Source organism: Pseudomonas syringae group sp. J309-1 (genome assembly GCF_032582135.1).
Taxonomy (GTDB): domain Bacteria; phylum Pseudomonadota; class Gammaproteobacteria; order Pseudomonadales; family Pseudomonadaceae; genus Aquipseudomonas; species Aquipseudomonas quasicaspiana.
The window spans coordinates 103,629-124,772 of record NZ_JAWHNU010000011.1 but is presented as its reverse complement, the minus strand read 5'-3'; the positions used below and the strand labels follow the sequence as shown (position 1 = coordinate 124,772).

The 21,144-nt window shown below is 58.7% G+C and carries 16 protein-coding genes; 10 read left to right on the top strand and 6 right to left on the bottom strand.

Annotation, left to right across the window (positions count from 1 at the left end; all coding sequences use genetic code 11):
- The first annotated feature begins 10 nt into the window (after positions 1 to 10).
- The gene (gene folE2 / locus RX972_RS09230) at positions 11 to 928 is read left to right on the top strand and encodes a GTP cyclohydrolase FolE2 (protein WP_316874504.1); all 918 of its coding nucleotides are present in this window, start codon (positions 11 to 13) and stop codon (positions 926 to 928) included.
- On the opposite strand, the gene RX972_RS09225 is transcribed toward folE2, so the two are convergent.
- Entirely contained in the window at positions 912 to 1,433 is a 522-nt protein-coding gene (locus RX972_RS09225) for a DUF3617 domain-containing protein (protein ID WP_027902491.1), read from the bottom strand. The two genes, folE2 and RX972_RS09225, sit on opposite strands and share 17 nt — an antisense overlap.
- A gap of 169 nt (positions 1,434 to 1,602) precedes the next feature.
- On the opposite strand from RX972_RS09225, the gene cls reads away from it, so the two are divergent.
- Positions 1,603 to 3,042, top strand: a complete 1,440-nt coding sequence (cls, locus tag RX972_RS09220) for a cardiolipin synthase (protein ID WP_099270137.1) — start codon at positions 1,603 to 1,605, stop codon at positions 3,040 to 3,042.
- A 180-nt stretch (positions 3,043 to 3,222) separates the two neighbouring features.
- On the opposite strand, the gene cfaB is transcribed toward cls, so the two are convergent.
- The 5 genes from cfaB to RX972_RS09195 form a co-directional block, all read right to left on the bottom strand.
- The gene (cfaB, locus tag RX972_RS09215; protein ID WP_316874501.1) at positions 3,223 to 4,407 is read right to left on the bottom strand and encodes a C17 cyclopropane fatty acid synthase CfaB; all 1,185 of its coding nucleotides are present in this window, start codon (positions 4,405 to 4,407) and stop codon (positions 3,223 to 3,225) included.
- 273 nt (positions 4,408 to 4,680) lie between these two features.
- Positions 4,681 to 6,618: a cation-translocating P-type ATPase gene (locus RX972_RS09210; RefSeq protein WP_316874499.1), complete on the bottom strand. Its 1,938-nt coding sequence runs from the start codon at positions 6,616 to 6,618 to the stop codon at positions 4,681 to 4,683.
- On the bottom strand, positions 6,615 to 7,682 hold the full coding sequence (hflK, locus tag RX972_RS09205; RefSeq protein ID WP_231674904.1) for a protease modulator HflK: 1,068 nt from the start codon (positions 7,680 to 7,682) through the stop codon (positions 6,615 to 6,617). The genes RX972_RS09210 and hflK overlap by 4 nt, the downstream gene beginning before the upstream one ends.
- Entirely contained in the window at positions 7,679 to 8,728 is a 1,050-nt protein-coding gene (locus tag RX972_RS09200) for a protease modulator HflC (protein WP_316874495.1), read from the bottom strand. Before RX972_RS09200 ends, hflK begins: the two co-directional genes overlap by 4 nt.
- 11 nt (positions 8,729 to 8,739) lie before the next feature.
- Positions 8,740 to 10,692, bottom strand: a complete 1,953-nt coding sequence (locus RX972_RS09195) for a protease modulator HflK (RefSeq protein WP_316874493.1) — start codon at positions 10,690 to 10,692, stop codon at positions 8,740 to 8,742.
- Positions 10,693 to 11,088: 396 nt separating this feature from the next.
- On the opposite strand from RX972_RS09195, the gene RX972_RS09190 reads away from it, so the two are divergent.
- From RX972_RS09190 to RX972_RS09155, 8 genes are all read left to right on the top strand, one after another.
- Positions 11,089 to 11,733 carry a CDP-alcohol phosphatidyltransferase family protein gene (locus RX972_RS09190; protein ID WP_316874492.1) on the top strand — a complete coding sequence of 215 codons (645 nt, stop codon included), beginning with the start codon at positions 11,089 to 11,091 and terminating at the stop codon, positions 11,731 to 11,733.
- Positions 11,734 to 11,743: 10 nt separating this feature from the next.
- On the top strand, positions 11,744 to 13,501 hold the full coding sequence (locus RX972_RS09185; RefSeq protein ID WP_316874491.1) for a bifunctional alpha/beta hydrolase/class I SAM-dependent methyltransferase: 1,758 nt from the start codon (positions 11,744 to 11,746) through the stop codon (positions 13,499 to 13,501).
- Entirely contained in the window at positions 13,459 to 14,811 is a 1,353-nt protein-coding gene (locus tag RX972_RS09180) for a phosphatase PAP2/dual specificity phosphatase family protein (protein WP_410478212.1), read from the top strand. The genes RX972_RS09185 and RX972_RS09180 overlap by 43 nt, the downstream gene beginning before the upstream one ends.
- Positions 14,812 to 14,960: 149 nt before the next feature.
- Positions 14,961 to 15,416, top strand: coding sequence for a hypothetical protein (locus RX972_RS09175; protein ID WP_316874487.1), 456 nt, complete (start codon positions 14,961 to 14,963; stop codon positions 15,414 to 15,416).
- 9 nt (positions 15,417 to 15,425) lie between these two features.
- On the top strand, positions 15,426 to 16,046 hold the full coding sequence (locus RX972_RS09170) for a lysophospholipid acyltransferase family protein (protein ID WP_255886764.1): 621 nt from the start codon (positions 15,426 to 15,428) through the stop codon (positions 16,044 to 16,046).
- Entirely contained in the window at positions 16,046 to 16,975 is a 930-nt protein-coding gene (locus RX972_RS09165; RefSeq protein WP_027902502.1) for a phosphatidate cytidylyltransferase, read from the top strand. Before RX972_RS09170 ends, RX972_RS09165 begins: the two co-directional genes overlap by 1 nt.
- A gap of 278 nt (positions 16,976 to 17,253) precedes the next feature.
- Complete coding sequence (gene lpdA / locus RX972_RS09160) at positions 17,254 to 18,654, top strand: dihydrolipoyl dehydrogenase (RefSeq protein WP_316874484.1); 1,401 nt, start codon at positions 17,254 to 17,256, stop codon at positions 18,652 to 18,654.
- A gap of 494 nt (positions 18,655 to 19,148) precedes the next feature.
- Positions 19,149 to 20,771, top strand: a complete 1,623-nt coding sequence (locus RX972_RS09155) for a glucan biosynthesis protein D (RefSeq protein WP_231674897.1) — start codon at positions 19,149 to 19,151, stop codon at positions 20,769 to 20,771.
- Positions 20,772 to 21,144: the final 373 nt, after the last annotated feature.

The window sequence follows — 21,144 nt, the reverse complement described above, 5'->3', positions numbered from 1 at the left end:
GGCCTCTTTCATGAAACTTGCTTCACTTCCGGATATCGCCGCACAAACTTCCCGCCAGACACAGCCGCTGGATTGGGTAGGTATGTGTGGCATCGCCATGCCAGTGCGCATTGAGGGACAGCATGTCAGCGCCAAGGTCGATGCGGGGGTGAGTCTGGATGATGGCAGCGCCAGAGGCATTCACATGTCGCGCCTGTACCTCGCGCTTGAATTACTGGAAGGCAAAGAGCTGAGCATGCACCCGATCCGGCAGGTGCTGATGAGCTTTCTCGACAGCCACGACGGCTTGTCCCGGCGTGCCTATCTAAATATTCACACCGAGTGCTTACTTAAACGTCCGGCGCTGATCAGCCCGTTGGCAGGCTGGAAAGCCTATCCAATCAGCATCTTGGCGAGCGTTGAAAACGATATGTTCCACGTGGAACTAAAAATTGACGTGGCCTACTCGTCCACCTGCCCCTGCTCAGCGGCGTTGGCCAGGCAGCTGATCCAACAGCAATTCGCTGCGGACTTCGCCAGCACCGAGCTTGAGTTTCAACGTGTTCTGGAATGGCTAGGGACTGCGGAAGGCATCGTTGCAACGCCGCACAGCCAGCGAAGCACTGCACACATACATGTGCAACTCGATGATTTATCTCAAGAATTACCGCTTCTTCACTTGATTGATCAAGCTGAAGCTGCGCTCGGGACCGCCGTACAAACGGCAGTCAAACGAGCAGATGAGCAGGCCTTCGCATTGGCGAACGGGCAGAATCTGATGTTCTGCGAAGACGCTGCCCGCCGCCTGCATCAAGTATTACAGCGCAACCCGACGCTGAAGTCCTTCACGGTGAAGGTAGTGCACGCCGAAAGCCTGCACGCCCACGACGCTGTCGCTCAAAGCAGTTGGAGCGCCGTGGGGAATACGCCTGTCAAGTCCGCGGTTTGACCGCACCACACTGCGCGCCCTGCCATACCGCACGGGTGTCCATGCTGCCGTTCTGCTGCTGGCCGGTGGCATTGAACGTGCCGATAACGTGGGTGGTGAACTCTCGGTCACTCAGGAACTGAGCCTGACCGTTGCCTTGGGCTTTCGGGCAACTAAAGGTGAATTTCCAGTTTTTGCCGTTGCGTTCGGTGATGCGCTGGGTGCAGCCGGACTTCGGATCAGTCAGGGGGATGTCATCGCCTTTGACCTGTGCATCGGTCAGACAAAAGCGCACGCCTTTGCCCGCAAGCGTTACGCCTTGATTTTCAAGATTGCGCTCGACCATGGCACGCTGTTCTGGCGGCAGGTTTTTCAGCTGCCCCAGAATCATTTGCAGGTCAGGCATGGCCTGTCCGTCCACTTGCATGTTACTGGACGTCAGCTCCCACAAGCCGGGTTGCAGCATTTGCGCCTGAGCCAATGGCGCGACCAGACAGCACATCAATGCCAAGGTGGACTTCTTCATTACTGGATCCTTGTTCAACCCATAAGGGACAGGAGCAACCGAACGTGGTCGCCGGACGATGAGGCTTAGACGGCAGATCATGCAGCCAGTTGCACCGCGAATAAAATAGCGACAATCCGCACCCACTGTGGTCTGTTAAGCAGCAATAGTGCGTAAGGAAAGATCACGAATGGATTACCACAGCCCGTATTTCTTCGGCTATGTCATTGGATTCATTCATCTGCTCGGGATTGTCGCCGCGATTCATGCATTGCTGACAGTGCGGACGGCACAAGGCTCGATCGCCTGGGCAATGCCGCTGGTATTTATTCCCTACTTCACCCTGATTCCCTACCTGGTGTTTGGCCGTAGCTCCTTCGATGCGTATATCAAGGCGCGACGTCAGGCCAACCAGGAAATGCGCACCGCCATCAGCGACATGAACTGGCGGCCCTGGATTGAAGAGGCCGTCGCCGCCAGACGCTCGGAAGCGTATGCCTCACTACGCGCTATGCCAAAACTGGGCAACACCCCGGCACTCGCCAACAACGAAGTGAAGCTGCTGATCAATGGCGAGGCGACATTCAGTGCAATCTTCGATGCCATCCGCGAGGCGAAACAGACAGTCCTGATTCAGTTTTTCATCATCCATGACGACGCACTGGGCCGCCGTTTGCAGGACCTGCTGTTGGAGAAGGCCGCAGAAGGCGTGGCCGTGTACGTGCTGTTCGACGGCATTGGCAGTCACGCACTGCCGGGCAGCTACAGCGAAAAACTGCGCAAAGGTGGCGTGCAGATCAAGGCATTCGCAACCCGCGGCGGCTGGCTCAACAGGTTCCAGATCAACTTCCGCAATCACCGCAAGATCGTAGTTGTTGACGGTACGAAAGGCTTCCTCGGCGGGCATAACGTCGGCGACGAATATGTCGGGCTCAAGCCACCTCTCGCGCCGTGGCGTGACACCCATGTGCAAGTAATCGGGCCGGTGGTTGCCTGCCTGCAAGAGTCGTTCGCCGAGGACTGGTTCTGGGCGACGCGCGAGTTGCCGCCTTTGAGCCTGCCGGACAGCTTTCCGGAAGATGGCCTGCTTTGCCAACTTCTGACCAGCGGGCCCGCAGACAAACAGGAAACCTGCTCGTTGTTTTTCGTCGAGGCGATTCACGCGGCGACAGAGCGGGTATGGATAACCAGTCCGTACTTCGTGCCCGATGAAGCGGTGTCGGCAGCCTTGCACCTTGCGGTGTTGCGCGGCGTTGATGTCCGTCTTCTATTGCCGTCGCGCCCGGATCATTACGTGGTGTATGCGGCCTCAACGCTGTTCGCCTTCGAAGCAGTACGCGCCGGCGTACGGGTGTTCCGTTACGGGCCAGGCTTCATGCACCAGAAGGTCGTGCTAGTGGATAACGAGATCACTGCGATCGGCAGCGCCAACCTCGACAACCGCTCGTTCCGCCTGAATTTCGAACTGATGTTGCTCACGGTCGACAGCGATTTCGCCAGCGAGGTGGAGCAAATGCTCAACGATGATTTCGCGTTGGCGCATGAGGTTTCAATCGAGGAAAGTAGAGAGACGCACCACTTGCAACAACTGGGCATGCGCGTGGCGCGTTTGATTTCCCCGATCCTGTGAGGTGACAAGAGACCTGCTCCTATCAACAAAAAATAACTATCTAATATGTAATGCTTTTCTGTAGTCGCTCAGGAGCACCGCGATTCAGCGATCGCGCTCCGTCTGATGCACCGCCATCGCGGCTCGCCGTGCTCGTGCGCGTCTACAGAGACTGAGTGAAAACTACTGCGCGTTGATCAATTAACGATAGATGTCGGCCCGCGTCCACGGCAGATCATGACTGCCATCCGCACGAGGTTTGACTGCCAGAATCTGATGCAGGTTGATCCAGCCGTGGGCAAACCCGTAAGCGCAGCCAGCCAGGTACAAGCGCCAGATCCGTAACGTCTGTTCCGGGACCATGGCAGCGGCCTGCTCCAGATGCGTTTCCAGCCGGGAGCTCCAGTGCTCCAGGGTTTTCGCGTAATGCAGGCGAAGGCTTTCGACATCGACCACTTCCAGCCCAGCCTCGCTGATGTCAGCGCTGATTCGCGATACGTGGGGTAACTCGCCGTTCGGGAAAACATAGCGGCCAATGAACTCACCCGCCCCACGCCCCACCGGGCGACCGTCGATATGCTTGGCGGTAATACCGTGATTCATCACCAGCCCGCCCTCCTTCACCGCGCCAAACAGACGCTGGGCGTAAAGCGCCAGGTTGGCGTGGCCGACGTGCTCGAACATTCCGACGCTGACTACTTTGTCGAAGCGACCGTCCTGAGGCAGATCTCGATAGTCCAGCAACTGCAGGTCAACCAAATTCTCCAGTTCTTCAGCCATGACCCGGTCTCTGGCCAGCTTCAGTTGCTCGCGACTCAAGGTAATGCCGAGCACTTTCACGCCATATTCACGGGCGGCAAAGCGGGCCAATCCACCCCAGCCACAGCCGACATCCAGCAAATACTCGCCCGGTTTGAGCCGCAACTTGCGGCACAGGTGATGGAATTTGTCCTGCTGCGCCTGCTCGAGGCTTTCATTGCCGGTTTTGAAATAGGCGCAGGAATACACCATCTCCTTGTCCAGCCAGAGCTGATAGAACTCATTGGAGACATCGTAATGGTAGGAAATCGACGCCGCATCGGTGGCTTTGTCATGGGGGCAGCGAGTCGGGCCACCCTCCTGATCTTCGTCACCCAGCGCCTGGGTCAGCTCATCGCAAACCCGCATGACTTCACTGATGGAGCCTTCCATGTCCAGCCGGCCTTCCACGAAGGCACTGCCAAGAAGGTCGAGGCTTGGGTGGGAAAAATCGGAAACCAGTTGGGGGTCTTTGACGAAAATCGTCACGCTCGGCGTGGGCCCGAGGTCGAGTTCATGACCGTCCCAGAGCTTGAGACGCAGCGGAAGGTGCAGATTCTGTAAGGCCGGTGGAAGTTGCGCGAGCATTTGAGTAAACCCCCAATGATCAAGAACTTGAAAAGCGTAGTTGAGGATCAGTTCTGAATTAGAACCAACCCGCTATAGGCGCTATAGCCAATAACTACGAATCGACTTCCGGGAACGACTTATACCCCACCTGATCCGAGCCAGACATGGAGGCTGAAATGCAGCACTCTTCATGACTGACTGTTAATTTGTAACAGAGTTCTTCAAACCTCAAGCAAATTTTTATACTTAACGAACCGCTCTGGTTCGCGGTTTATGCCAGCTATAACTGACTCAACGTTGCGCCGTGGCTGAAAGCTCGCCCAACGGCTCATGCAAACGCAGTAATCTGCCAGCGTTACCCAAGACCAACAGCGTGCTCAGGTTATGCAGAATCGCAGCGACCATCGCCCCCGCCGCGCCTAGCCAGCCAAACGCAGCCAGGGCCACAATCGCAAGCGTCCAACCCAGGCCGATGATGACGTTGACCTGCAGCGTGCGGCGGCACTGTCGGCTCAATCGAACACAGGTCCCCAGCCTTCGAAGATCACTGCCAATCAGCACGATGTCTGCCGACGCCAGCGCGATATCGGCACCACCTGCGCCCATGGCCACGCCTACTACGCCCGCTTTGAGGGCCAGGGAGTCGTTGATGCCGTCGCCCACCACCATAGGCCGGAAGCCGCGGCTGATTTCGGCCCGTACCCGGGTCAGTTTGTCCTCGGGCAAGGCTTGGGACTGCACGTCGGTGATGCCGACTTCCAGTGCCAGTGTGTTCGCCACGGCGTGCCGGTCGCCCGTCAACAGCAACTGTCTACCCAGGCCCAGTTCGCGTAATTCAGCCAGCGCGGCACGGGCTTCTGGCTTAAGCGTATCGGCCAGTAAAAGCCAACCGAGAAACACGCCGTCTAGTGCCAGACCGGCAATCGGACCGTCGTGAATCGGGACAGCAGCGGTGGTAATACCTAATTGCTCGAACAACTCCGGACGGCCCAGTGCAGCAATGCCCAGCTCACTCGTCGCCACGACACCCAAGCCCTGAAGCTCGCGGATATCGCTGAGCGCCAACTGCTGATCCTTGGCAATCAGACTGGCCAGCGCGCGGCTGACCGGGTGACTGCTCGCGCTGCCCAGGCTTGCCGCCAACGGAAGGAGGTGCGGCGACTCCGGGCCAATGCTCTGCACAGACTCGATACGCAACGTGCCGAAAGTCAGTGTGCCGGTCTTGTCGACGACCAGCGACGTCAGGTCGGCCAGTTCTTCCAGAAAGGCCGAGCTGCGAATCAGAATCCCGTGCCTGGCCGCCACGGCAATGCCTGCAATGGCGGTAGCCGGAGCCGATAGCACCAGCGCGCAGGGACAAGCGGCAACCAGCACGGCGAGCATGGCTTGCGCGTTATTGGTGATGAACCAGGTGACTGCGGCAATCAGCAACACCAATACCATGTAGCTGCCCGCATAACGTTCCAGCAAGCGGGTGATCGGTGGCTTGGAGCGTTCAGCGCTTTGCATCAGTGCGATCACCTTGCCCAACGTGGAATCCTGGCCGGTGCGCGTCACCTCGATACGCAGCAAACCGTCGAGGTTGATCGCCCCGCCGAAGACCTCAATCCCGGCCCTTGCCTCCAGCGGCACTGACTCGCCGGTGATCGGCGCAGTGTCCAGACTGGCCTGACCCGAGATTACCCGCCCATCAGCAGGCACACGATCGCCCGCACGCACTTCGACCTGATCGCCAGCGACAAGCGTCGAGTTGTCTACTTCCTCCACGCTGCCATCGGCCTTGATCAACCGTGCATGGCTGCGAGTCAGGCGGCCCAATGCCTGAATGGCTTCCTGAGAACCGATGACGCTGCGCTCTTCCAGCACATGGCCAAAGATCATTATGATCGGCAGCAACGCGGCCGTCATCAGGTCTCCGGTGGCCCAGGCACCCAGCATCGCCAACGCGATCAATTGATCGGTGACGCCATGCAGGCTGGGGTAACGCAGGCTGTGCCAACCGGCACTGACCACCGGAATTGCCACCAGCAGGGATGCCGCGCCCAACAAAAGCTGACTGACGCCATTCTGATCCGGCGCGACAAAACGCCAGATCAAGCCCAACCCCAGCAGCCCCAGGGCCAGCATCGCCAGGGTCAACTGTCGCGCAGCGCTGCGTTGTTCGGGGGGGCTGAGCATGCTTTGCGCCGAGGACGCTGCTACGGCTTCGTGAACGGCTTCGCCACTCATTGTTCTGCTCCCTGAATGATCAGGCGGGAATCGTCACGGGGATCGACGGTGGTCACGGAACCGGCCTGGCCGAGGATCTTTGGCACGCGTTCGCGATAGAGGCGCTGCAACAGACCGGGATCGCTCCCGGCGTGCATCGACTCGCTGAGGCTGGCTACCGTCGCCGTATCGGTGCGGGCTTTGGCCAGACGTTCAGATGCCTGGGCATGCGCCACTTGCAGGGTGCGGTCTGCCTGCTGATTGGCCGCTTGAATAGACTTTTCCGCGTCGTTTCGCGCATTTGCCACGGCCTGATCAGCGAGCTGGCTGGCAGTCAGAACCGAGTTGAAAGCGTTGATAGCTGCGCCGGGCAAACTCGATTGCACATCGACGCGGGTCACTTCGACGCCAATGCCGACGCCAGTCGCACTCAGCTCTGCAAGCCTCTGGTTGATACCGCGCACCAGATCGCCACGCAGGCGCTCACGTCTTTCGGCTGACTGGCTGTCGGCCGAAATCAGTTCAGGGCGCGCGACCAGAATCGTGTCCAGATCCCGCGCCGCCGTCAGGGCCACGGCACTGCGGTTGACGAGTCGGTCCAGCGCTGGCGCCACATGATCGCCCTGCAGAATGAAGGCATACGGATCGCTGACTTTGTAGTAAACGGTGACGTCCAGTTGCACCACCCCGGCGTCCCCGGTCAGCAGATAACCCGAACCGGCCAGCGCATCGCTCATCGGTGCAGCAAAGCTCGCAGCCTTGTCGGCCTGCACAGCCGCGAAAGAACGCAGCAGGGTTTCCACACGGCGCTCAATCACCCGGTCCGCAGACGGCAGCAACACCACCTGCTCAAACGGTTGCGGCCAGGCGGTCAGCAGTCCGGCGTTCTGGATCCGCTCCAATGCGCCCATGCGTAGCACCACGGCACGGTTCTGCGGATCAATCTGCCGCACGTTGGACACTGCCCAGGTCAGCGCGGCCAGAATCGTTACGCCATACAGAGCCAGGAACGCCAGACGGCTGGCCTGCATCCATGGATTATTCACGACCGGTCGTTGATTGCCTGACGCGTCGTGCTCACTCATGGTTGCGACCCGGCTTTGCCACTCGGCGCTGAGGAGCCATCCAGCTTGGGCGGGCCATCGACCAGCACCCGGAACGGAGCGACATCGGTGCGCAGAATCAGTTTGGTGCCCGGGGTAACGATGGTCCCGAGCGTATCCAGTGAGCGCAACAGGTTATAGAGCTGTGGCGAACCGGCGTAGGCACGGCCATAGATTTGCGCAGCTTCGACCCGGGATTGAGCTTCGATATCGGCGGCCTTGACCGTGGCGTCCGCTTCAACGATCCGCGCATCACGCTCCGCTGCGGAGCGAATCTGCGCTGCTTCACGCTTGCCCACAGCGGTGCGTTCAGTGGCGATGGTTTCGCGCTCGGCACGCATCCGGTCCACGGTGGCGTTGAGCGTGACCGAAGGCAGCGTCAAACGCTCGACCCCGACCTGCAGCACACGCACGCCATAGGTGGTGAGCAATTGTTGATCAATCTGCTGACGCAGCTGGTTTTCGAATTCGCTGATCCGTACTTGGTTGGCATCAGTGTTCACCAGACTCGACAGATCAAAGCTGCTGGCCGTGGTTTCCAGCGCAGAGCCGACGAAGGTGCGGATCTGCCGCGCCGCTTCGTCCGGTTGGTTTTGTACAGCTCGCATGAAGCGTTGCACGTTGTCCGCATCACCCTGAACCTGCCAGGCGACGTAGGCCTGAACGATGATCCGCAGCCCGTCACGGGTGCCGACGTCCTGCAAACCGCTGGACGTGGTGCGCAAACGCAAGTCCACCGGTATTGCCGCCTCGAAAGGCGCAGGCCAGCGCCAGCTCAAACCCGGTTCCAGCAGCACCCGTGAAGGGTTACCGAAGCGCGTAATCACCGTCGCCTCGCCCGAGCGCACTTGCACCAGACTGGCCGCGGCCACGGCAAATGCGATCAGCAATGCAGCGAGCATCCCTCGACGCCACGGAAAGGCGGCCCCTGATGATTCGCCGTGATGGTGGTGACCGTGATGATGACCGTCATGGCCGTGGCCACTGTGATCGTGACCGGCGTGATCGTGGTTATGAAACAGACTCAAGGGTCGACTCCTTACTGAACGGCTTTACGCGGCGCCGTTGGGTCTGCCGGTAGGGTGAAAGTACGCAGGTCAATGGTCGGCGCGTTGTTGGCGCCGCCCAGACGGTGATCGAGCACGAGCAGTTTCGAATGAGCCAGCCCCTGACTGAGTTGCGTCAGGTACTGCTCCAGCAAGAAAGCCTGACCCGCCTTGGCGTAGCCCTGTTGTTCGGCACTGAAACGCAACTGCGCCGCCTGGGCGTCAGCCATGACTTCCCGCGCGCTGGCGGTGGCTTTGTCATGGGTTTGGGTCGCGTTGAGTTGCGCCATATTCGACGTGCTGCTGGCAGCGCCCCGCTCCCGGGCGATAAGCGCCTGAGCACCAATCTGAGCGGCCTGAACCGCGTGGTAAGCGTTGGCGGCTCCGGCAGGCGGGTGAATCGCCTCAATCACCGTGGCGAGAATCTCAACGCCGCTGTTGAGTTGCTGCAGATCAGCCTGGATCGCGTTGCCGATTTCACGTGCCAGATCGGCACGCTGTTCACCCAACAACTCGTCCAGCGTCCGCGAAGCAAAATCGTGCACCAGCACCCTGCTGGCTGTGCTGCGAATCAACATCGGCACATCCGCGCTGTTATAGGTGGCGGCCATGGCCGCTTCGTCAGTCAAGCCGATGCGATACACCAGGCGCACATCCATATTGACGATCTGAAAGCCCTGCTTGTCGCCCGCGCTGCTGGCGATCACCTGAGACTTTTCATTGATATGGCTGGCGTCCCACAAACGGTTAGTGCTGGCCGGCGCAGGTCCTTCTGCTGAATCAGGCACTGGAACAGAGGTGATGCCGCTTGCCTGCGCAACGCTGGTCGCCAGTTCGTGAACCACGCCGTTTTCCACCGCCAATACCCGGCCAAACGGCCGGGGCAGACCACCGTGCAGTCCAGGCCCGAGCACCTCTACCGGCTTGCCGAACCGCTCGTAGATGCCCCGCCCTTGCATGGGGATTTCATGCACACCGCTGAGTGCCCAACCCAGAGCCATGACCACCGCCAGCACGGGCAGAAACGCCCGGCGCATGTAGGTGAAGGCCCAGATCTGTCGCAGGTCGATACCAAAGCGGTTATGTAATTCGTGCTGCAAGGCCTGCAGAGGTTGCGGCGGCCAGCGCAGCAAGCCTGCCACGAAACTGCTGGCCGTCAGCCGCGGCTCGACACGGGGATTACGTGGATTGAAGAGCGACAGCGCCGCACGAATCAGCAACTCGACGGCCACGAGGCCCGGCAATAATCCGCTCAGCACCGCCAGCCGGGCCGTCCATGGACGTTCGACACTTGAGAAAAACAGACACACCGCACCAATCAGCAACACCGCAATCGCCACGCGAGTCATCTGTGCCAGTTGTGCCGCTTCCGGCCACTCGGCCTGCTCACCACCGAACTGGCGCTCAAGGACCAGCAGGCCGAACGCCAATAACACCGCCGCGCTGCCAGCGACGCTGCCCATCCGGGAAAAGTCGCTGCCCGGTAGCGACAGGTCCCACACGGCGTCGAGACAAATCAGCGCCAGCAACAACCAACCGGCCAGCCAAAGCGTCGGTGCGCCAATCTGCGTCAACGTCGAGTGACCTAACCGACTGATGCGCCCAAGAAGCCGGTCGTACCAGCCGCTGTCCTCTGGCTCCAGAGTCTGCGGGGCGACGTGAGGCTCGCCGCCCTTGAACGCCAAAGCGCGCCATTGCGCGACGCCTTGGGCTGACTGCAGAGCGGCCGCCAATAGCAACAACGCGGCGGCGGCGTTGACCAGCACTGCTGGCCACAAAGTATTCGCCGCAAACAAGTCGGCGAACAGCGCCAGCATCAAACCGAAAATGCCAGCCCCACCCGTTATCCAGGTCAGGCGTTTTAACCGCGCCGCATGCACCGCAGCCCTTTGAAACCTGGGCAGGCCATTCAAGCCGCCGTGCTCAACATCCAGATCAACCCGCATCGACGCCCCAGAACTTACTGAATGTTGCTGCCATAGCCCGGCATTTGCGGCGGGCTGACCCACAGGATATGGCGTTACGATATAACAGCAACAATGAAATTTTTGTTAGATAGGACGCTGATCTTCAATGTGGGATCGGCTTCAGCCAGATTGCGGTATGCGAACGTCTGACGTTGGCGACCGTACTGTTCTCTTTCTGGCTAAAGCCGGTCTCACGATGTAGCGCTTACAGAAGATCGCCAAACTGGTCGGTCGCTGTGGAAAAGTCCCTCAGATGAGACTTTTCGCGCAAAGATCAGCAGGCCACGATCATCGCGTTGTGGTTCACTAGAGCCGGGCGCGCCGTCGGGTTATCCACAGGCGCACGATTGACCTGCCGACAAGGATAGCTTCACGTTGATTTCGATCTATCAGCTCAAACCCCGTTTTCAAAATCTGCTGCGCCCATCAGTTCAGCGTCTCTATGACCGGGGCGTTACCGCCAATCAAGTCACCTTGAGCGCTTGCATCGTTTCTTTGTTGATCGGCGTGCTGGTAGCCGTATTCTCCGAACACCTGTGGGTGTTCGCGCTCATTCCCTTGTGGATGATTGCACGCATGGCGTTAAACGCCATCGACGGCATGCTTGCCCGGGAGTTCGGCCAGCAATCGCGACTCGGCGCTTACCTCAATGAACTGACTGATGTCATCGCTGACAGTGCGTTATTCCTGCCATTCGCCTTGATCCCGGACGTCAACCTCGGGCTGGTGCTGATGGTCACGTTGGGAGCGATCTTCAGCGAATATGCAGGCGTGCTCGGGCCCATGATAGGCGCGTCCCGTCGCTATGACGGCCCAATGGGCAAGAGTGATCGTGCATTCGTGTTCGGTGTGATCGGTGCAGGCGTTGCCGTGGGCTGGCTCTCGGCCCTGTGGATAAACATCATCCTGGCGGTCGTCAGCGCACTGCTGGTTTACACAATGGTCAATCGTGTTCGTCGCGGGCTGGCAGAAGTCGCTGCCTCCAGTCCGGAAGATGCCGTCAACAACTCACAAGCATAAGGATCTCGACATGCGTGTAGCTCAGGATCAGCGCTTCAGCACTCATGATGGCGTCGAACTTTTCTATCGCCATTGGCCAGCCACCTCGCAGGACCCATCGGTTCCGCGTCAGGCAGTGCTGCTGTTTCATCGCGGTCACGAGCATTCCGGACGCATCGCTCATCTGGTAGATGAACTGGATCTGCCAGGTTTCGATTTCTTCGCCTGGGACTCACGTGGTCACGGGCAATCGCCGGGCACACGGGGTGACAGCCCAAGCTTCGCCACCAGTGTGCGCGACGTGCAAACCTTCGTTGATCACTTGAGCAGCACCTTCGTCATTGCTGAAGAAAACATGGCAGTTGTCGCCCAGAGCGTAGGGGCCGTGATCGCAGCCACCTGGGCTCATGACTATGCACCGAAAATTCGTGCACTGGTGCTTGCGTCCCCGGCCTTCAAGGTCAAGTTGTACGTGCCCTTCGCCCGTCCGGGCCTGGCATTGCTGCGCAAATTCAAGGGCAACTTCTTCGTCAACAGCTACGTCAAGGCACGCTTCCTGAGCCATGACCCTCAGCGTATCGCGTCCTATGACAGTGATCCGCTGATCACCAAGGCGATATCGGTCAACGTTCTGCTGGGACTTTACGAAGCGGCTGATCGAGTCGTTGCCGACGCCGAGGCGATATCGATACCGACGCAACTGCTGATCTCCGGCGCAGACTTCGTGGTTCATCGCGGCCCGCAGGAGCGCTTCTTCGAACGACTGGGCAGCCTGCGCAAAGAGAAACACATCCTGCCGGGCTTCTTCCACGACACATTGGGGGAACGCGATCGTCACCTGGCTATTAGCCGGGCGCGACGTTTCATCCTGCAAAACTTCGAAGAGCCGATCTCACGACCCTCACTGCTGGACGCAGACCGGATAGGCGCCACCTGCGCTGAATCCGAAGCGCTGGCCGCACCTTTGCCCCACAACTCGTTGCGTGACCTTTATTGGCGAATGACACGCGCCAGCATGGGGCTGGGGGCGAAGTTATCCACAGGGGTAAAACTGGGATTCGATACCGGCTTCGACTCCGGCAGTACGCTGGATTATGTCTATCGCAATCAGCCGAGTGGCACCTCTGCACTGGGCAAGATGATTGACCAGAACTACCTGAACTCCATCGGCTGGCGCGGTATTCGCCAACGCAAGCTTAACGTCGAGGAAGTGCTGCGGCTGGCCATGTCGCAACTGCGCAACCAAGGCAGGCCGGTGCGTATTGTGGACATCGCCGCCGGACACGGGCGTTACATCCTGGAATCGCTGCAAGGGGTTGATCCGCTGCCGGAATCAATCCTGCTTCGCGATTACAGTGATATCAACGTGCGTGACGGCAGCGCGTTGATCGAGCAAAAGGGCCTTGGCCATATCGCCCGCTTCATCAAGGCGGATGCGTTCGACCGCAATGACCTGGCCGCACTGGACCCAAAACCGACACTGGCCGTGGTATCCGGTCTGTACGAGTTGTTTGCCAGCAATCAGATGGTCGGCGACTCATTGGCTGGTCTGGCAGCGGCCGTAGAGCCTGGCGGTTATCTGGTGTACACCGGCCAGCCATGGCACCCGCAACTGGAGTTGATCGCGCGCGCCCTGACCAGCCATCGGGAGGGACAAGCCTGGGTGATGCGTCGTCGCAGCCAGTCGGAGATGGATCAACTGGTTGAAGCGGCAGGCTTTCGCAAGATCACCCAGCGTGTGGATGAATGGGGGATTTTCACTGTGTCTCTGGCGCAGCGCATCCAGTGAAGACCCTGCGCGAGCCAGGCCTATGGAAGCGGGCCGTAGTGTGGCTGATATTTCTTGCCCCATTTTTCTTCGCCAGCTACGGCTTTGCCACCTGGTACACCGCCCAGCGTGCTAATGTTGGCACGTTGGTGTTTGGCTGGGAAAGGGATATGCCGTTTTGGGCGTGGACCATCATCCCCTACTGGTCCATAGACCTGCTTTACGGGTTTTCATTGCTGGCCTGTCTGACACGACGCGAGCTGGATACCCATGCGCTGCGCCTGTTCAGCGCGCAGCTGATTGCGGTCAGTTGCTTCCTGCTGTGGCCTCTGCGCTTCACTTTCGAACGTCCGGAGCTGGACGGGTTGTTTGGCTGGCTGTTCGCCGTTTTGGCAGGTTTTGACAAGCCGTTCAATCAAGCTCCTTCGCTGCACATCGCGCTGCTGGTGGTGTTATGGGTCTGCTACGACCGCTATCTGCGTAACTTTCATGCAGGATGGCGATGGCTCCTGCACGGTTGGTTTGCGCTAATCGGCTTGTCAGTGCTGACCACTTGGCAACATCACTTCATCGACTTGCCCACAGGCGCATTGGCCGGATGGTTCTGTGTCTGGCTATGGCCTGATCATGGCCGCAGCCCAGCGTTGTCCGCGAGGCTGAGTCATGATCCGCAACGGTTAAGGCTCAGCGCGTATTACGCCGTGGGTGCCCTGTCCTGCGCAGCGTTGGCCTTGGTGCTTGCTAGTGGCTGGCTGTGGCTGATCTGGCCAGCGGTTTCGTTACTGTTGGTGGCGATCAATTACCTGCTGCTGGGTGCCAATGGCTTTCAGAAGCGCGAGAGCGGGAGCTTATCCCCGGCAGCGTGCTGGTTATTCGCGCCTTACCTTGCAGGGGCGTGGATAAATTCGAGGTTGTGGACAAGATCACGTCCAGATCCCAGTTTGATTGTGGATAACGTCTGGCTGGGTCGATTACCTGCTCAATCCCAGCTTTTGCCGTTCACAGCGGTTGTGGATATGTGTGCCGAATTGCCGCTGAATACCGGTTCTCTTGGTTATCAGGCGGTGCCGGTGCTGGACCTGACCGTCCCCACTCTTGAGCAATGTCTGACAGCGGCTAGAGCAATTGAACGCTTGCGTCAGTGTGGCCCCGTACTGGTCTGTTGTGCGCTGGGCTACTCTCGTAGCGCCACAGCCGTCGCGGCATGGCTTCTACACACTGGACGCGCCGAGTCTGTGGATAACGCAGTGGCCATGCTCCGCGCTGCAGCGCCGAGAATTGTTCTGGATGCCGGGCATAAAGCGGTTTTGCGCAGCACCACGCTTCCCTGACACTGCGCTGTTGCGAACTGAGACCTGTAGGTGCTCGTAAGATCCTACAGAAACGTTATAAAAATCAGATAGTTGTAGTTTTTTTGAGAAGAGCGAGCTAGCTCGCGATGACGTCAAACCGGCGCAGACTCACCTGAAGGCAAACAGAGATGTCCCATGAAATGCAGCTCCACGTGGTTGCCAGCCTGCTGCGTCGGGGTACGGCACTTGATAATTTGTCCACAGGGCTGACGCTGCTCAGTCTGGCCTTCGGTCTGATTCAGCTGTTGATAACCGGGGTTCAACCGTTCCTGTTGATACTCGCTGTATCGGGAGTGATTCTGGGTCTGCTGGAAAAGTACTACGCCATGCGCGTGGCATTTGACGCTGATCTGTTCCACGTCATAGCCAGCGATCCTCAGTGGCCAACAGATCGCACTGCAGCACTGGATGATGCCTTGATCAAGCTAGGCCTGCAGCCTGTGGATAAAGCTGGCCGAGCGTGGTCAGTCCGCAGTCAGGGTGCGTTGCGGCTTCTGCGCCAGCAGCTTTTGTTTTTGGCCATTCAGTTATTGGTATTGCTGAGTGCCGTCGTGATTTTCCCTTGGTTGTCCTTCACCTCTTGAGGAAACGCCATGTTTGAACCCTTGGTCGCGACGCTGATTACAGCAGGCGCGCGCAGCATCACCGGTGCCCGCAGCCTGTGGCTCGGCAGCTCTCCAGAGCCGACGCAACGCATCTATTTCGCCAACCACAGCAGCCACGGCGATTTCGTCTTGCTCTGGGCTTCGCTGCCTCCAGCGCTGCGCAAGTTGACTCGCCCCGTTGCGGGCGCGGATTACTGGCAGAGCAGTCCGCTGCGCCGCTACATCATCAACGGTGTGTTCAATGGCGTGCTGGTGGACCGGCAGCGCAAGACACCGGACAGCAACCCGTTACAGCCCATGCTGGAAGCGCTGGAAAACGGTGATTCGCTGATCATCTTTCCGGAGGGCACCCGCAACCCTGAAGAGGGTTTGCTGCCGTTCAAAAGTGGCTTGTACCACTTGGCTAAAAGTTACCCACAGGCTGAACTGGTGCCAGTGTGGATCGCCAACCTCAATCGTGTAATGCCAAAAGGGCGAATACTGCCACTGCCGTTGTTGTGTACCACCAGTTTCGGCGCGCCATTGCAGTTGGGCAGTGAAGAAAGCAAAGAACAGTTTCTGTCGCGCAGCCGTGAAGCGCTGCTGGCCTTGGCTCCGGAGCAGCTTTGATGGATAAGCAGACCCAAATGTTGTTCATGGGGATTGGCGCGATTCTGCTGCTGGCCTCGTTGATCGGCTACATCCTCAAACGCAAGGCTGGCGGCCCTAATTCGGTCATCGACAACCTGAACGCGCGGATCAACGCGTGGTGGGTGATGGTGATCGTCATCGGCATCGCCTTTTCGCTGGGATACACCGCTGTCATCCTGCTGTTCTACGCGGTGTCGTTCTATGCCCTGAGGGAGTTCCTGACCCTGACGCCGACCCGCAAAAGCGACTACCCGGCCTTAGTGGCAGCTTTCTACGTAGCCTTGCCATTGCAATACATCCTGATCTGGATGGATTGGTACGGGCTGTTCTCGATCTTTATTCCGGTTTACGTGTTCTTGCTGTTGCCGATCCTTGCCTCGCTGGGGGGTGACAGCAAACATTTCCTCGAGCGTGCATCGAAGGTCCAGTGGGGGCTGATGATCGCAGTGTTCTGCGTGTCCTACGTTCCTGCCCTGCTAACGCTGGATATCGCCGGGTACGAAGGCCGTAATCTGTTGCTGATCGCCTGGCTGGTGATCGTGGTGCAACTGTCGGATGTGTTGCAGTACGTCTGCGGCAAGCTCTTCGGTAAGCGCAAGATTGCGCCCAATCTGTCGCCCTCCAAGACCGTTGAAGGTTTTGTCGGAGGCATAGCACTTGCCTCGCTGATTGGCGGAGCATTGTTCTGGATTACTCCATTCAACCCGTGGCAGTCGATTCTGATCGCGCTGCTGATCAACTTGTTGGGTTTTGCCGGTGGCATCGTCATGTCCGCGATCAAGCGCGACCGTGGCGTCAAGGACTGGGGTCACATGATCGAAGGTCACGGCGGCATGCTCGATCGCCTCGACTCCGTGTGTTTTGCAGCGCCGATCTTCTTCCACCTCGTGCGGTACTGGTGGACCTGACGTGGCATGTCTGGCAACCAACTGATTTTTAATGCTTTTCTGTAGGAGCTCACGAGCACCGCCAGGCAGCGATGGCGGCCTGTCTGATACACCGCTATCGCGGCCTCGCGGTGCTCGTGCGCTCCTACAGATCCGTTTATTGCTGCGCGACGGCCGGGAGCTGCGCCTACAAAAAAGCTGCCGCTTGACGCTTACCCCCCTAAACATTACAACCATAATTTAATGGCCCGCTATCTTCTGGGCTTTACTTCCCGCATCTCGACTCAGGAGCAAAGGCTATGAGCAGTTATGACGTTGTGATTATCGGGGGCGGTCCGGGCGGCTATAACGCAGCCATTCGGGCCGGTCAGTTGGGGCTGAGCGTGGCTTGCGTCGAGGGCCGTGAGACGTTGGGTGGCACATGCCTGAACGTTGGCTGCATTCCTTCCAAGGCACTGCTGCATGCGTCGGAGCTGTACGAGTCGGCCGCGGGCGAGGAGTTCGCCAAGCTCGGTATCGAGGTCACACCTACGCTCAATCTTGCGCAGATGATGAAACAGAAAGGCGACAGCGTGGCGGCCCTGACCAAGGGCATCGAGTTTCTGTTTCGCAAGTACAAGGCAGAATGGATCAGAGGCTGGGGGCGCATTGCAGGTCCGGGCAAAGTGATCGTGACCGATACACAGGGCGTGGAAACCGAGCTGCAAGCCAGGGACATCATCATCGCCACCGGGTCCGAGCCAACACCGCTGCCCGGTGTAGAGATCGACAACAAGCGCATTCTGGACTCCACCGGCGCGCTGTCTCTGGCTGAAGTGCCCAGGCATCTGGTCGTGATAGGCGCGGGGGTCATCGGCCTGGAGCTGGGATCAGTGTGGCGACGTCTCGGCGCGAAAGTCACGGTGGTGGAATATCTTGATCACGTTGCCCACGGCACGGATCTGGAAGCGGGCAAGACACTGCAACGTTCACTGTCGCGGCAGGGCATTACCTTCAAGCTCAGCTCAAAGGTCACGACCGCAACCACGACGGATCATGGCGTGAATCTCAGCGTTGAGCCCGCTGCCGGTGGCGACGCCGAGCTGATCGAAGCCGATTACGTGCTGGTCTCTATTGGTCGACGGCCTTTCACCAAAGGCCTGGGACTGGAGACGGTCGGCCTTGAGGTCGACAAGCGCGGCATGCTTGAAAACAAAGGCCATCGAACCGCTGCCGAGCATGTCTGGGTAATCGGCGACGTCACCTCAGGCCCGATGCTCGCGCACAAGGCCGAAGACGAAGCAACGGTGTGTCTGGAGCGTATCGTCGGCAAGGCCGGTGAAGTGAATTACAACCTGATCCCCAACGTGATCTATACCCGCCCGGAGCTGGCCAGCGTCGGCAAGACCGAAGAACAGCTCAAGGCGGATGGCCGCGCTTACAAGATCGGCAAGTTCCCGTTCAGCGCCAACAGCCGCTCCAAGGTCAACCACGAAACGGATGGCTTCGCGAAAGTCCTGGCCGATGAACGCACCGACGAAATTCTCGGCGTGCATCTTGTGGGGCCAAGCGTTAGCGAAATGATCGCCGAGTTCTGTGTCGCCATGGAGTTCGCTGCATCGTCCGAAGACATCGGGCTGATCAGCCACGCCCACCCTACCCGCTCCGAAGCCCTGCGCCAGGCGGCGATGAGCGTAATCGGGTTGCCTACGCAGTCGTAGTCTGGTGATACGCATGCCCCTGTGGGAGCTGGGCTTGCCCGCGATGGGCTTGATGCGATGGGTCAGATATCCGCGGTGTCCTTATCGCGGGCAAGCCCGGCTCCCACAGGAGGAACTGATGACCTGGGACCGGCTTCAACCGGGGAAGCGGGATTTCTGGCAAAGGACGTTTAGCGAATGTTTCGACGCTTTCCCGGCTGAAGCCGGTCCGACGGATTTACGCAAAACCTGTGGGAGCTGGGCTTGCCCGCGATGGGCTTGATGCGATGGGTCAGATATCTGCGGTGTCTTTATCGCGGGCAAGCCCGGCTCCCACAGGAGGAATGCGCCATCCAGAAACAATTCCGGCACATCTAAATCGTAATTATTTATGTTTTTTTCGAACCAGATGCTGTGTTTGTTATCTGTTGTCGGTACTTTGGCGTTCAGCAAGGAGTCGTAGCGCGCAAATTTTCTTGTGCAGGATGCACAGTACTCGTTAGGGGCTTCACCTTATGAATCGCAGGACTCTCCTGAAAGCATCCATGGCGCTGGCAGCCTATAGCAGCGTTCCGGCCTCAGGGCTTTTTGCTGCACGCGCGATGGCCGCCACGGCCGACGGCGAAATCGAACACTTCGACTTCGATGCACTGAAAGCCCATGCCAAGCAATTGGCTGGTCGGGGTTACGTCAGCAACAAGCAAGTACTGCCTCCTGTACTGGCAAACATGACACCGCAACAGTTCAACGCGATCAAATACGACGCTGGCCACTCCTTGTGGAACGAGCTTCATGGCCAACTGGACGTGCATTTCTTCCACGTCGGCATGGGCTTTAAAACGCCGGTGCGCATGTACAGCGTCAACCCGAAGACCAAAGAGTCCCGGGAAGTGCATTTCCGCCACGAACTGTTCAACTACGAGTCCAGCGGCATCGACAAATCGCTGGTCAAAGGTGACCTGGGTTTTGCTGGCTTCAAGCTGTTCAAGGCACCCGAAATCGCCATCAACGACGTTGTGTCGTTCCTCGGTGCCAGCTATTTCCGCGCAGTGGACAGCAACAGGCAATACGGCCTGTCAGCACGCGGCCTGGCCATTGATACCTACGCCAAGCGCCAGGAAGAATTCCCAGACTTCACCAAGTTCTGGTTCGAAACTCCGGACAAGAACGCCACGCGTTTTGTGGTCTACGCGCTGCTGGACTCACCGAGCTGCACGGGTGCCTACCGTTTTGATATCGATTGCCAGTCCGGCCAGGTGGTCATGGAGATCGATGCGAACATCAACGCGCGCACTGACATTGACCAGATGGGCATCTCGCCGATGACCAGCATGTTCAGTTGCGGTACTCACGAGCGCCGGATGTGCGACACGATTCACCCGCAAATCCATGACTCGGATCGCCTGGCCATGTGGCGTGGTAATGGCGAGTGGATCTGCCGCCCGCTGAACAATCCGCCCAGCCTGCAATTCAATGCCTTTGCTGACAAAGACCCGAAAGGGTTTGGCCTGGTGCAGACCGACCACGAATTTGCCAGCTATCAGGACACCGTTGACTGGTATCACCGCCGTCCAAGCCTGTGGGTAGAACCCACGACGCAGTGGGGCGAAGGCGCGGTCAATCTGGTGGAAATCGTCACCACCGGCGAGACCATGGACAACATCGTAGTGTTCTGGACGCCGAAGGACAAAATCAAAGCCGGGCAATCGGTCAATTACGGCTACAAGCTGTATTGGGCACCGCTGCCACCTGTGCGCACGCCACTGGCGCAAGTGCATGCCACGCGTTCCGGCATGGGCGGTTTCACCGAGGGCTGGGCACCCGGCGAGCATTACCCGAAGTTCTGGGCGCGACGTTTTGCAGTGGACTTCAACGGCGGCGGCCTGGAAAACCTGCCGGAAGGCACCGCTATCGAGCCTATCGTGACCGTCTCGCACGGCAAGCTGCAGGAATTCAACATCCTCGTGCTGCCGGACATCAAAGGCTATCGGATCATTTTCGACTGGCTGCCAGACAGCGACTCGGTCGAACCTGTGCAGATGCGTATGTACATCAAGACTCAGGACCGAACGCTCAGCGAAACCTGGCTGTACCAGTATTTCCCGCCCGCGCCTGACAAGCGTAAGTACCCGGCGTAGCCTGAACTGATGAAGAGGTGCATTGCAGCAATGCTGCATGCACCTCCGCATCACGATCGGCGAATACGCCAATATTTAATGTCCATTAAATTCATTACGTTACCGATGGTTAAAACACCTGCCTGTCGGATCGCGCTCAAATATTGACGAATTGATTGACAGTTCTGCGAACTCAGGCTGATATAGCCCCTGTCCTTTCTGATTTCCCCCTCCCTGTTTTCCTGTCGCGTTGACCATTCCCCATGGTTGATAAGCGGTAGCGTGGATGATGCTTTTCCCCAAGTGCTCTCCCTTTAACTACTGCATCCCCACTGAATTGAAATGCGATTTCCCGTGGGAGCGAATTCATTCGCGAAGGGGCCCGACCTGAAAA